General features: G+C 36.2%; 13 protein-coding genes and 1 riboswitch. Of the genes, 4 read left to right on the plus strand and 9 right to left on the minus strand.

The window, feature by feature from the left end:
• Positions 1 to 159: 159 nt before the first annotated feature.
• The 5 genes from ACIQ7L_RS15335 to ACIQ7L_RS15355 form a co-directional block, all read right to left on the minus strand.
• On the minus strand, positions 160 to 1,065 hold the full coding sequence (locus tag ACIQ7L_RS15335) for a diacylglycerol kinase (protein WP_400570386.1): 906 nt from the start codon (positions 1,063 to 1,065) through the stop codon (positions 160 to 162).
• A gap of 620 nt (positions 1,066 to 1,685) precedes the next feature.
• Positions 1,686 to 3,113 (minus strand): Asp-tRNA(Asn)/Glu-tRNA(Gln) amidotransferase subunit GatB, encoded by a 1,428-nt coding sequence (gatB, locus tag ACIQ7L_RS15340; protein WP_400570388.1) that lies wholly within the window; start codon positions 3,111 to 3,113, stop codon positions 1,686 to 1,688.
• Between the two features lie 14 nt (positions 3,114 to 3,127).
• Positions 3,128 to 4,585 carry an Asp-tRNA(Asn)/Glu-tRNA(Gln) amidotransferase subunit GatA gene (gatA, locus tag ACIQ7L_RS15345; protein WP_000051433.1) on the minus strand — a complete coding sequence of 486 codons (1,458 nt, stop codon included), beginning with the start codon at positions 4,583 to 4,585 and terminating at the stop codon, positions 3,128 to 3,130.
• Positions 4,586 to 4,600: 15 nt separating this feature from the next.
• Complete coding sequence (gene gatC / locus ACIQ7L_RS15350) at positions 4,601 to 4,891, minus strand: Asp-tRNA(Asn)/Glu-tRNA(Gln) amidotransferase subunit GatC (protein ID WP_000086999.1); 291 nt, start codon at positions 4,889 to 4,891, stop codon at positions 4,601 to 4,603.
• A gap of 141 nt (positions 4,892 to 5,032) precedes the next feature.
• Positions 5,033 to 5,269: a YiaA/YiaB family inner membrane protein gene (locus ACIQ7L_RS15355; RefSeq protein WP_097899314.1), complete on the minus strand. Its 237-nt coding sequence runs from the start codon at positions 5,267 to 5,269 to the stop codon at positions 5,033 to 5,035.
• 418 nt (positions 5,270 to 5,687) lie between these two features.
• Between ACIQ7L_RS15355 and ACIQ7L_RS15360 the strand changes: the two genes are divergently transcribed.
• The 3 genes from ACIQ7L_RS15360 to ACIQ7L_RS15370 all read left to right on the plus strand — a co-directional run bounded on the left by ACIQ7L_RS15360 (position 5,688) and on the right by ACIQ7L_RS15370 (position 7,614).
• Positions 5,688 to 6,170: a MarR family winged helix-turn-helix transcriptional regulator gene (locus ACIQ7L_RS15360; RefSeq protein WP_400570390.1), complete on the plus strand. Its 483-nt coding sequence runs from the start codon at positions 5,688 to 5,690 to the stop codon at positions 6,168 to 6,170.
• 78 nt (positions 6,171 to 6,248) lie between these two features.
• Positions 6,249 to 7,427, plus strand: coding sequence for an ArsA family ATPase (locus ACIQ7L_RS15365; RefSeq protein WP_400570391.1), 1,179 nt, complete (start codon positions 6,249 to 6,251; stop codon positions 7,425 to 7,427).
• Positions 7,420 to 7,614 (plus strand): DUF3926 domain-containing protein, encoded by a 195-nt coding sequence (locus ACIQ7L_RS15370; protein WP_400570393.1) that lies wholly within the window; start codon positions 7,420 to 7,422, stop codon positions 7,612 to 7,614. The genes ACIQ7L_RS15365 and ACIQ7L_RS15370 overlap by 8 nt, the downstream gene beginning before the upstream one ends.
• A gap of 172 nt (positions 7,615 to 7,786) precedes the next feature.
• On the opposite strand, the gene ACIQ7L_RS15375 is transcribed toward ACIQ7L_RS15370, so the two are convergent.
• Genes ACIQ7L_RS15375 through ACIQ7L_RS15385 form a run of 3 tightly spaced genes read right to left on the minus strand, consistent with a single transcriptional unit; the run spans position 7,787 to position 10,336 of the window.
• A complete protein-coding gene (locus ACIQ7L_RS15375; protein WP_400570395.1) occupies positions 7,787 to 8,641 on the minus strand; it encodes a MetQ/NlpA family ABC transporter substrate-binding protein in 855 nt (284 codons plus the stop codon).
• A 20-nt stretch (positions 8,642 to 8,661) separates the two neighbouring features.
• Positions 8,662 to 9,327: a methionine ABC transporter permease gene (locus tag ACIQ7L_RS15380; protein ID WP_400570396.1), complete on the minus strand. Its 666-nt coding sequence runs from the start codon at positions 9,325 to 9,327 to the stop codon at positions 8,662 to 8,664.
• The gene (locus tag ACIQ7L_RS15385) at positions 9,317 to 10,336 is read right to left on the minus strand and encodes a methionine ABC transporter ATP-binding protein (RefSeq protein WP_400570398.1); all 1,020 of its coding nucleotides are present in this window, start codon (positions 10,334 to 10,336) and stop codon (positions 9,317 to 9,319) included. The genes ACIQ7L_RS15380 and ACIQ7L_RS15385 overlap by 11 nt, the downstream gene beginning before the upstream one ends.
• Before the next feature lie 120 nt (positions 10,337 to 10,456).
• Positions 10,457 to 10,562: riboswitch (SAM riboswitch) on the minus strand.
• Between the two features lie 366 nt (positions 10,563 to 10,928).
• On the opposite strand from ACIQ7L_RS15385, the gene ACIQ7L_RS15390 reads away from it, so the two are divergent.
• On the plus strand, positions 10,929 to 11,474 hold the full coding sequence (locus ACIQ7L_RS15390) for a cysteine hydrolase family protein (protein WP_400570401.1): 546 nt from the start codon (positions 10,929 to 10,931) through the stop codon (positions 11,472 to 11,474).
• Between the two features lie 56 nt (positions 11,475 to 11,530).
• Here the strand turns inward: ACIQ7L_RS15390 and ACIQ7L_RS15395 are convergent, their stop codons facing one another.
• Positions 11,531 to 12,424, minus strand: a complete 894-nt coding sequence (locus ACIQ7L_RS15395; RefSeq protein ID WP_400570402.1) for a DUF4097 domain-containing protein — start codon at positions 12,422 to 12,424, stop codon at positions 11,531 to 11,533.
• Positions 12,425 to 13,023: the final 599 nt, after the last annotated feature.

Below are 13,023 nucleotides of genomic sequence, written 5' to 3' on the forward strand. Positions count from 1 at the left end.
ACCTGTCCCAAATTCATTCACCAGAACTAGAAATAAGCCCCGCAGAATTTAACACAAGGTAAGCAAGCGGCGCTAACGTTTGACAATCACCCGCCTTAGAAATGGCTCCAATTGTATAACAATCTCCATTATTTTTCGCTAAATATAAAGAGGATGCCTTTATAGGACATCCTCTTTATGTTCAGGAACAAATAGTTCAAGACAATGATATATATTTTCAAATTCCATCGGTGCGTCTCCGCCATATTCACCATCTAAGTTAATCATTAATTTATCTGGTGAATGAACTTTAATACGATTCGCCTGGGTATATAAAACTTTTGGATTATTAATATGCTCACCGCGCTGGGCCTGTGTTGCTGCTTTAATTAAATCAGCAATAGAACCTTTTTTCAGCACTAATAAGTCAAATAAACCATCATTAATAGACGCATATGGAGCTACTTTTTCAAACCCACCAACTGAACGCGTATTCGTAATTAAAAACATCGTAATTTCTTCTTGTAATAACTTTCCATCATACTCAATCTCAACATATGTTGGATGTAGGGATGGTAACATTTCAATGCCTTTTAAATAATAAGCAAGTTGTCCGAGTACTGTTTTTAACTTACTTGGTACTTCATATGTTAATTCTGTAATACGTCCGCCACCAGCAATGTTAATAAAATATGTATCGTTCGCTCTACCAAGGTCTAGCGGAACTGTCTTACCTTCACAAATAATATCTGCAGCATCTTCAATAGAACGAGGCACACCGATTGCACGTGCAAAATCATTTGTCGTTCCAACTGGAATAATCCCAAACTTCGGACGATGTTCGTTTCCTACTAAACCATTTACCACTTCATTTAGCGTACCGTCACCACCTGCTGCGATGACAACGTCAAACTTGCGTTCCGCAGCTTGCCTCGCCGCGACAGTCGCGTCTCCAGATCCAGTTGTTGCATGACAAGATGTTTCATATCCAGCTTGTTCTAATTTTTGTAGTACTTCTGGCAAGCTTTTCTTAAATAGTTCTCGACCAGAAGTAGGATTATAAATTATTCTCGCTCGCTTCATCATTCGTTAGCACAGGAAATTTCTCATTCATCATTCATAGAAAAAGAATATACCGAACCTTTATTCAGCATTCCTATGCCTACCTCCTCTCATCTCCATATCCTTCTTTTATCCTGATTTAAAAGGACAAGTAAGAACCCGCGTTCTTACCGCTCTACATCAGCAGAAGTATAAGAAACAATCCGCTAATGAAAGTTTTGCTTTATGTAACCAAGCAATATATATCATTTCATTCTTCCTAGTACTTTCTGTTTCTTACATACAAAACAGGGGATTAACAAGTATCTCATATTTCACAAGATGAAAAACTCTCTATGTCTAGATTTATCATTATTCCCACCTTTTTGCAACTATCATACCATAGTTGCTATACAAACATTGTCTCACATTTGTTAGTTAATCAAACGTTTGTTTAAATAAATTTCTTAATTTAAACAAACGTTTGATTAACTCAGAAAAAACACCCAAATATGGGTGCTTTCTCTGTTTAATCTTTACTATTTGATAACTGTTTTGTCTAGTTCCAGCGGCTAGAACAGTCAGTCGTTTCGGCCTCCTCTAACGAAGCAAAAAGTGCTTCTCTGTCGAACGCTCCAACGCCTTCCTGCTCTCGCTTTGTTTTATTATCGCTTGTTAATTTCTTCAAGTAAGATTTTGTTAACAAGTGGTGGGTTAGCTTGTCCTTTTGTTGCCTTCATAATTTGACCAACTAAGAAGCCAATTGCACGGTCTTTACCGTTTTTGAAATCTTCAATAGATTGTTCGTTATTATCAAGAATTTCTGTTACGATTTTACGAAGTGCTCCTTCGTCAGAAATTTGAACAAGGCCTTTTGCTTTTACGATTTCTTCTGGGTCTCCACCTTTTTCAATTAATTCGTTAAATACTTTTTTCGCAATTTTAGACGAAATTGTACCTTTTTCAATTAATTGAACCATTTTAGATAGACCAGCCGGCGTTAATGCTACGTCTTTTAATTCTTTTTGTTGTTTGTTTAGGTATGCAAGTACTTCACCCATTAACCAGTTTGATGTTAATTTCGCATCCGCACCGTCTGCAACTGTTGCTTCAAAGAAATCAGACATCTCTTTTGTTAACGTTAATACGTGTGCATCATAAGCTGGTAAGCCAAGCTCTGCAACATAGCGTACTTTACGAGCATCTGGAAGTTCCGGAATAGAAGCACGAACTTCTTCTTTCCACTCGTCATCGATGTAAAGTTCAACTAAATCCGGCTCTGGGAAGTAACGGTAATCATCAGATCCTTCTTTCACACGCATTAAGATTGTTTTCTTCGTTGCTTCATCGTAACGACGTGTTTCTTGTTGAATGATACCACCAGATAATAATTCTTTTTCTTGGCGTACTTGCTCATGCTCAAGACCTTTTTGTACGTAAGTGAAAGAGTTTAAGTTTTTCAGTTCTGCTTTTGTACCGAACTTCTCTTGTCCAACTGGACGAAGTGAAATATTCGCATCACAACGAAGAGAACCTTCTTCCATCTTACAATCAGATACGCCAGTGTATTGAATGATTGATTTTAACTTCTCTAAGTATGCGTATGCTTCTTCTGGCGTACGCATATCTGGCTCAGACACGATCTCGATTAAAGGCATACCTTGACGGTTATAGTCTACTAATGAACCTTCACTTGTATGCGTTGATTTACCAGCATCTTCTTCTAAATGAAGACGTGTAATACCAATACGTTTCTTTTTACCGTCTACTTCAATTTCAATCCAACCATTTTCTCCAATTGGCTTATCAAATTGAGAGATTTGGTAAGCTTTCGGATTATCTGGATAGAAATAGTTTTTACGGTCAAACTTCGTTTCCGTTGCGATTTCACAGTTTAATGCCATCGCAGCTTTCATTGCAAAGTTAACTGCTTCTTTATTTAAAGTTGGAAGTACCCCTGGATATCCTAAGTCAATTACACTCGTTTGTGTATTTGGCTCCGCTCCGAATTCTGTTGGACTCGCAGAGAAAATTTTCGAATTTGTTTTTAACTCAACGTGAACCTCTAAACCAATAATTGTTTCTAAATTCATCTATGCTCGCCTCCTTACAGACTTGCTTTTTTTGTATGATAGTCTGTTGCTTGCTCAAACGCATGTGCAACGCGGTAAATTGTCGCTTCATCGAAGTGTTTACCAATGATTTGTAAACCAAGTGGCATGTTGTTAGCACCGAATCCACATGGAACAGAAATCGCTGGAACACCTGCTAAGTTTACTGGGATTGTTAAAATGTCATTTGCATACATTGTCATTGGATCGTCCACTTTTTCGCCCACTTTAAATGCTGGAGTTGGCGTTGTTGGCCCAATAATAACATCGTAGTTAGCAAATACATTTTCAAAGTCGTTTTTAATTAATGTACGTACTTGTTGTGCTTTTTTGTAATATGCATCATAGTAACCAGAGCTAAGAGCAAATGTACCAAGCATAATACGACGTTTTACTTCATCACCGAAACCTTCGCTACGCGTGTTTTTGTAAAGATCTAATAAATTATTTACGTTATCAGAACGAACACCGTAACGTACGCCATCGAAGCGTGAAAGGTTAGCAGATGCTTCAGAAGAAGATAATAAGTAATACGTTGCTAGAGCGTATTTAGAGTGCGGAAGAGATACTTCCTCCCAAGTTGCGCCCATACCTTCTAATACTTTTAAAGCAGCTAGTACTGACTCACGAGCTTCTTCGCCAACACCTTCGCCTAAGTATTCTTTCGGTACAGCAATGCGTAAACCTTTAACGTCGCCTGTTAAACCAGCTAAATAGTTACCTACTTCAACATTTGCAGAAGTTGCATCCATACGGTCAATACCTGAAATAGCTTGTAATAAGTATGCATTATCTTCTACTGTACGTGTAATCGGTCCGATTTGGTCAAGTGAAGATGCGAATGCAACTAAACCATAACGAGATACGCGTCCGTAAGTTGGTTTTAAACCTACAACACCGCAATATGCAGCTGGCTGACGGATAGAACCACCCGTATCAGAACCTAGAGAGAATAATACTTCTCCTGCTGCTACTGCTGCTGCAGAACCACCACTAGATCCACCTGGAACGTAATCTAAGTTCCATGGGTTTTTCGTAGCATAGAAGCCTGAGTTTTCGTTTGAAGAACCCATTGCGAATTCGTCCATATTTAATTTACCGATTGTAATTGTGTCAGCAGCTTTTAACTTTTGCACAACTGTCGCATCATAAATTGGATCGAAGTTTGCTAATATTTTACTCGCACAAGTTGTACGAAGACCGTTAGTTACAATGTTATCTTTTACACCGATTGGCATACCAAATAATAGACCATTATCCTCAGCGCCAATCTTTGCATCTAATTCTTTCGCTTTCGCACGTGCATTTTCTTCATCTAATGTAAGAAATGCTTTTACGTTATCTTCAACATCCGCAATACGTTTGTAAGATTCCTCTACTAAATCCGTAACGGAAATTTCTTTGTTGTTTAATTTCTTATGTAACTCTGATACAGAATGATCAAATAATGACATCGAAATTCCCCTCCTCTATTCTAATACTGCTGGAACACGGATTTGATTATCTTTGTGATCCGGTGCATTTTTTAATACTTCTTCTACTGGTAAACCTTTTTCTGGTACATCTTCACGCATAACGTTTTTCATAGTTAATACGTGAGTTGTTGGTTTTACATCTGTTGTATCTAATTCATTTAACTGTTCTGCAAATGTAACAATTGCATCGAGTTGTTTTTGAAATTTTTCTGCCTCTTGATCAGTAATTGCAAGACGTGCTAAATGTGCTACGTGCTTTACATTCTCAACGGAAATTCTTGACACGGCTAGGCCACCTCCATAATATATCGTTCAATCTACAATACTATTGATGATACCAAATTTTCAGTACTTCAAGCAAGTCAACACATGGCACTTACAGCATTTTTACATAAAAAAAGAAAGGCTTCTGCCTTTCCTCTCCATTTATTCTTTATCTAGCGGTTCTTGTTTCGGTAAACGCTCGTTATCTTCTTCATTATCACGAATTGTTTTTTGTAGTACAAAACAGGACATTGTTAAAAATAATGTACCTATTAAATAATATCCTTTTACGCTAAGTGTTTCATCTAATGTATAAATACCAATTAACATACCGGAAAGCGCACAAACAAATGAAGTCCATGCTAAAAATGTAAACGCTTGGGTATTTCTTCTCCTCATGGTTCTCCCCCTTGCAGCTGTACATCCATAATAGATAAGTATATTACTATGATGGATTTTTATGTTATATAAATCCATTTTCATTTTTCGACATCTAAATCCCTGCTATGTAGAATAAAAAATAACTTGCACTCGTTTGCTCGTTCTGTTTTTACTTCGCATGTGGCAGGAAAAGACCCTGACCGCATGGCCAGATGCTCTCTCCCATCTAAAAAGAGGGATTTTATGTCGTTTTTTAAATTGATGTATATATAAATATGTTTATCTGTTTATTACTCTATCACATACATTTTCTATTATAAAGTTTATTTTTTATTTAATCTGAAAAAACAAATAATAATTGTTTGACATTTATTTCAAACATACATACAATAGAAATAAATATTACGAACCTCGAAATATACAGGAGTGGAAATAATTGTTGCAATATGAACATTTTTTAGATTTACTGCTAGATAACGCCAAGAAGCTTTTCTATCCAGAAGAATGGGTAAGCCTTGATTTATCACTTTCTAAAACAGAAGTATTCTGTCTGTTATGGATGGAGCGAAATACAGATATTACAATGACGAAAATCACCGAGCTTCTCGATATTCCAATGAGCACAACGACGGGTGTTGTTAATCGTCTTGTAAAAAAAGGATATATTGAGCGCTATCGTAATGAAAGGGATCGACGTATTGTATTAATTCGCTTAACAGAAACGGGCGTACAGCTCGTTGGAGAAGTGAAACAAAATGCTGCTCATTACTTTAATCTTGTGACGGAAGCATTATCGGAAGAAGAGAAAGCATTCTTACTGCAAATCGTCCAAAAGATTATGAATCATATCGCTACGTCTCAACAAGAACAAGTCGAAAAGCTTCCTACACCTAAGATGAAAAACATTCCGATTGAATAAAGCCCTTTATGGGTTTTTATTTAAACATATATTTCGACACTCGTAATATTCGACTACCGAAACAAAGGGGATGTAAATATGAGAATTATTTTGTATACAGGTAAAGGCGGCGTAGGAAAAACTAGCATTTCAGCAGCAACCGCTCTTCAAAGTGCAAAGCAAGGGTTAAAAACATTAGTGATGAGCACCGATCCAGCTCATAGTTTAGGAGATTCATTCGGCATAAAATTATCTTCTGAACCAAAGGAAATCCGTGAGAACTTATGGGCGCAAGAAATCAATACAATTTATGAAATGGAAAAAGGCTGGGGGAAATTACAAAAATATATTACATTATTGTTCACATCAAAAGCAGCTGACGATATTACAACAGAGGAACTAACGATGTTTCCTGGCATGGAAGATTTAATTAGTTTGCTGCGTGTGCTCGATTACTATAAACAAAAAACATATGATGTCATCATTATTGACTGTGCACCAACAGGAGAAACTCTCGCCATGTTAAGCTTTCCTGATATGCTCGGCTGGTGGATGGAAAAACTCTTTCCGATTAAAAGAAAAGTGTTAAAGGTTGTCCGCCCTGTTGCACAGCCATTACTTGGTGTCCCGCTTCCTACTGATGATATTATGGATGAATTAACAAACACACTTGAGCAGCTAGGAGAAATGCGTGATATTTTATCTAACCGGGAAGTAACAAGTATTCGCGTTGTTGTAAATCCTGAAAAAATGGTTATTAAAGAAGCTCAGCGCAGTTTTACCTATTTGAACTTATATGATTACAATGTCGATGCCATCATGATTAACCGTGTCATCCCTAATACTGTTACGGACTCCTACTTCCAAGCATGGAAAGATGCACAAAAGAAATATAAAGCATTAATTCAAGATAGCTTCCAACCGCTTCCTATTTATGAAGCTCCAATGTTTGAACAAGAAGTAGTCGGCTTACCGATGCTAGAGCGTGTAGGAGATGCATTATTCAAAGACGATTTAGAACCAACCGCTGTAAAATTTAACGGGCGTACACAATATGTAAAAAAAGATGGGGATGAATATATTTTTGTTCTTTCTATTCCTTTCTCTGATAAAAGTGAACTATCGTTAAATCAAAAAGGTGATGAGCTTATCATTCGCGCAGGCTCTGTCAAACGGAACATTACGTTGCCAAAAACATTGACACACTTATCCGTTCAAGGTGCAAAATTTGAAGGAGATGTACTAAACATTCGTTTTGGAGGTGTGGTTCATGCATGAGGAATTATTAAGAAAAGTCATTCGCAGGAAAATAGAAGTTGGGATGTATATCCTCGATGAACTACCAACTCCCATTCAACATTCTGCTAAAAAATTTCTAAACATCTTACAAGAAGAGCTTTCTTCTTGTAAGCAAGAAAAAACACAAACTACGAAAAGCAACTTACAAAGTATTACGATTGAATAATAAAAAAGGACCAGGAAAATTCCTGGTCTTTTCACTCTACCTAACAGACATTAAATTCTATGCTATACAGAATTGGAAGGTACAAAATTAGGGTACTGTCTGTTATGTATGATTATATGTTGAACGAGCTAACAACGGAGGGGGTCCCACTGTTAGTTCATTAAACCCGATATTATTTTACGATTTTTTCAAGCTCATCAAGTGGAAGATCTACTGAAATGGAACCATTTTTTGTTTCTTTCTTAATCGCGTCTGTTACCTCTTTTGAATGATACAATTCAATTACTTTTTTCAATGTTGGATTGTTTTTATCTTTCGTACGAGCTGCGAAAATATTAATATATGGTTTCGCATTTTCATTTTTTGGATCTTCTAAGAAGATAGGGTCTTTCGCTGGGTCTAAACCAGCTTGGCCAGCAACACCATTATTAATAACGGAAGCTGCTACATCTTTTAATACACGAGGTGTTTGCTGTGCAATAACCGGTGTAATTTTTAATTTCTTTGGATTTTCAGCAATACCACTTGGATCACCAAATAGACCAAAGTCTTTTTTCAGTTTCAATAATCCAGCTGCATCAAGAAGTTTTAATGCACGCGCCTGGTTCGTTGGATCATTAGGAATTGCAATTTCTGAACCATCTGGAATTTCATTTGGTTTTTTATATTTTTCAGAGAATAATCCCATTGGCGCAATTTGAGTTGTGCCAACAGCTGTAATATCTAACTTATGCTCCTTTTTAAATTGCTCTAAAAAGGCAATATGTTGGAATGAATTCAATTCTATATCGCCATCAGCTAATGCCTTATTCGGTGTTGTATAGTCCGAGAACTCTACAAGGTTAATCTTAATCCCTTCTTTTTCAGCCTTTTTCTTTAATATTTCCCAAGCGTCTCCGTCCGTTCCGGTTACCCCAATACGAACTACTTTCTCTTTCCCTTTGGCTTCTGCGTCTTTACTTGAACATCCACTTAAAGCCGTAATCCCTACAATCGCTGATAATGCAAATGCTAATATCTTCTTCATTTTCTTTCCCTCGCTTCGTTTTATGATCTACGCAAAAATACTTTTGCAAAATAATTCCCTAAGTTTTGAGCCAATTGTACAAGAATAATAAGTAATACAACTGTCACGAACATAACGGATGTATCAAAACGTTGATAGCCATATGTCATCGCTAAATCACCAAGGCCGCCACCGCCAACAAGACCAGCAACTGCCGAAAATTCAATTAAGCCGACTGTCATAAACGTAACTCCTAAAATTAATGGTGCTAATGCTTCTGGGACAAGAATTTCAAAAACAATTCTTAGCGGTGATGCTCCCATCGCTTGCGCTGCTTCAATCACTCCCTTTGGTACCGAAACAAGGTTTGTTTCAACCATTCTTGCAATTCCGATTGAAGCAACTAGTGTCATTGGAAAAATCGCTGCCGCTGTTCCAATTGTTGTTCCAATAACCGTTCGCGTGATCGGACTTAAAGCTACTAAAAAGATAATAAATGGAATTGGACGGATTGTATTAATAACAATATTAAGAATAGAAAAGACCAGTTTGTTTTCTGAAAAATTCCCTTTTCTTGTTACATATAAAAGTAATCCTAGAGGTATACCGAGTATTGTAGCAAATATAAGGGTTACAATTACCATTAAGAGGGTATCCCCTGTTGCATCTAAAATACGAGGCCAAAATATGCTCCAATCAACTCGCATGACCTTCAACCTCCTTCAATTGTACTTGCAGTCTTAGATGTTGCAGCGCTTTTTGAATCTCTTTCTGTTCTCCTTGCAATTCTACAAGAAGGTTTCCGAATAAAACGTTCTGTAGTTCAATAATATTGCCATAGAGTACATTTACATCCACATTATAATTTTTAGCAATATACGATAATACTGGCTGCCCTGTCTCTTCACCAGTGAAGGTTAAACGGTAAATCTGTCCACCATTTTGAATTTTCACTAGAACACTTTCTGGTAAGTGATCGTTAATAACCGAGCGAACAAAATTTTGAGTCGTTTTTGTTTTTGGCTTTGTAAAGACATCAAATAGAGTTCCTTCTTCAATTACTTTTCCTTTCTCCATAACAGCTACGCGGTGACATATTTCTTTCACGACCTGCATCTCATGTGTAATGAGCAGAATTGTTAAATTATATTCTCGGTTTACTTTTTTTAATAGATTCAAAATTTCTGTTGTTGTTTCAGGATCTAATGCCGAAGTTGCTTCATCACAAATGAGAATATCGGGTGATGTAGCAAGTGCTCTTGCAATTCCAACACGTTGTTTCTGACCACCTGATAGCTGCTCTGGATAGTAGTTTGCTTTATCTTCTAATCCAACAAACTTCAGCAATTCATTTACCCTTTCCTTTATCTCACTCTTTGGTAATTTTGCTAATTTCAATGGATAAGCAATATTCCCAAACACTGTTCTTGAATTGAATAAATTAAAGCTTTGAAAAATCATTCCGATTCGTTGTCTTAGCTTTCGTAACTCCTTCGTTGATAATAAAGTCATATCTTTATCGTCTATCGAAATCGTTCCCGCTGTTGGTCGTTCCAACATATTCACTAAACGCAGCAGTGTACTTTTTCCAGCACCGCTAAAACCGATAATGCCAAAAATTTCACCCTTTTCAATAGATAGCGTCACATCCTCAACAGCATGAACCGGTCGCTCACCTGATTCATACACTTTACTTACATTTTTAAAAGAAATCATTTTCTTCCCCCCTATGTACTGAAACAACTTAAAGCAAAGCCTTAAGATAAAATAAAAAGTGCTCTCCTTCTTATTCGCAATAAAAATAAGAAGAAGAGCACTTATATACTCATTCACGTCTTCTTATCTTCCAAGCTTCAATGAGCTTGCTGGAATTAGCACGGTATTAAAAAAATCCGTTGCTGAGGTATCATAGGGCCAGTCCCTCCACCTCTCTGGATAAGAGTGTATCGATTTAATTAAGTTTTATTATAAAACTCTGAAAAGTTAGAGTCAATGGAAATATTAGAAAATATTATTTTTATTTTTCACCAGGATTATGAAACGGAAATATATTATACATTTCCATCAAACTTCTTTTCTTGTAGTATGCTGGGTCCTTGTTATCCTTCGTACACTCCTGTAAACACCATGTAGGCAATCCCCCACCTCTGCATTAGCTAAGCACTATTAAAAGCTAGCCTAGCAATCCAATAAGCGAATAACCCTATCTTTTCTGTTGAAATACCTGCTCTTTCAAAAAGGAAAATATCCTCTGCTAATTGAATAACATTACATGAATACGAAATGAAAACGGAGGACGATAGATGATATGAGAACAGCCCTTTTACTCGTTGACATTCAAAATGATTATTTTCCAAGTGGAAGAATGGAATTACGTAACGCAGTAGAAGCTAGCGAATATGCAAGTCAGTTACTACAACATTTTCGGAAAACAAATCAGCCAATTTTTCATATCCAACATGTATCTACTCAAGAGAACGCTACCTCTTTTCTACCTAATACAGAAGGCGTCCACATTCATGAAAGTGTTCTTCCATTAAAAGATGAAACGGTTATCCTTAAACACTATCCAAATAGTTTTCGAGAAACAGATCTACTGGAGCAATTGCAACGCTTAAATATTCAACACGTCGTTATATGTGGAATGATGACCCATATGTGTATTGATGCCACAGTAAGAGCTGCTTTTGACTTTGGCTTTCACTGTACTATTGTGCACGATGCATGTGCAACAAAAGATCTTCTCTTTAAAAATGCTACCATTCCTGCCGTTTATATCCATAATACAATTTTAGCAAGTTTGCATGAAGTATATGCGAATGTGATGAGTACAGAAGAATTTTTATCCACCTAAAATAAAAAATCATGTCTTCCTCCATTGAAGACATGATTTTTACTGTGATTCACAAACTACCGTAACTTAAAATCTCCCGAACTTGTTTTTACTTTCACTTTATTTTCCCCTGAACCTTTTACTCCAATTAATTTATTCTTTGATTTCTCTTCATATAACAAACCAGGAACCTTCAAATCTGCTTTGCCAGAACCCCCTTCAAAATCAACTCTTAAAGATTCAGGAAGTGCAGCAAATGTCATACGAATATCACCACTCGATGTGCTACACTCTATTTCTCCTTGTAAACTCTTATCATTATATTCAATGTCACCTGATGATGTGGTAGCTACTAATTCTTTAGAATGCAAACCATCTACTTTAATTTCCCCACTACTTGTGCCCAATTTTGCTACTTCAATTTCACTTTTATCTGTCTCAATTGCTCCACTAGATGTTTTAGCTGTTAATTTTTCATTTACTTTAGACTGTAATAACGATACATCCCCTGAAGAAGTATTTATTTCTGCTGTCTTTGTTTCCATATCCTTTGCTACAAAGTCCCCTGATGATGTGGTTACTTTTACATTTTTGTATAATTTCTTTGGGACTTTAACTTGTAAATTCACGTCTGCAGTAGTTCCAACTCCCCAGCCAACAGAATTCTGATTTTTACTGAATTTAACATTCAATCTATTCTTTTCTTCTTTTACCTCGAATTTATATTTATCTACTAGCTCTTTGCTTATCTCTCCATCCAGTAACACTTCGACATCTTTTGAGTCAACTGTAACAATTTCAACATCTACTGCCGAAGTCTTTATTTCGATTTCATCAACCTTCTCACCGGCTAGCGTTTCTTTTTTATGAATTTCAGTTTTATTAAAAGCCATGCCAAAAACCTTCATTCCCCAGACACCAGCCCCTCCAATAACTAATAACACGAGTGCAGCAACAACAATCTTTTTCATCAACTAACACTTCCTTTCTATTATTGTTCCTGTGCCTTACTGTCAACTATTAAAAAATACTTCTATATAAATTCAAATTGAAAACCCGACATAACCCCTTTCTTTTTTTTGGGGAAAGAGGATCCGCCGATGCATAGAAGCGGTCAGATCCTCTTCCTACCCCATGCCAAGTGAAAACAAAAAGAGAAAAAGAGTGCAGATCACTTTTTGTTCTTCATAGCCGCGACTTATATGCTGGAAAATTAAAATGGATATATAGAATAACCATATCCTTATAACTTTTATTATTCAGTACTATATATTATCTAGTACTTAAATATAGTTAATTAAATCCCAAAACATTCCAATTCAATTTTATCATTTACCATAATTTGTTACAATATACATCTACTAAAAAATTTAAAAACGCTACTTTCAGTGAGCAAAACCGAAAATAGCGTCCTCTTGTCTAACCATAGATTTTCTTTCAAATTGTATTATACAGGAAATTCAAAAAAATAATACAGAAAAATATAATGAATGAATTAAATTTTCTGGTGATTTTGTTTCTTTTCATATATTCATATTTTATTTGGTGAAATGCTACTTTCTATATAGAT

This window comes from Bacillus sp. NPDC094106 (assembly GCF_044764345.1).
Lineage (GTDB): Bacteria > Bacillota > Bacilli > Bacillales > Bacillaceae_G > Bacillus_A.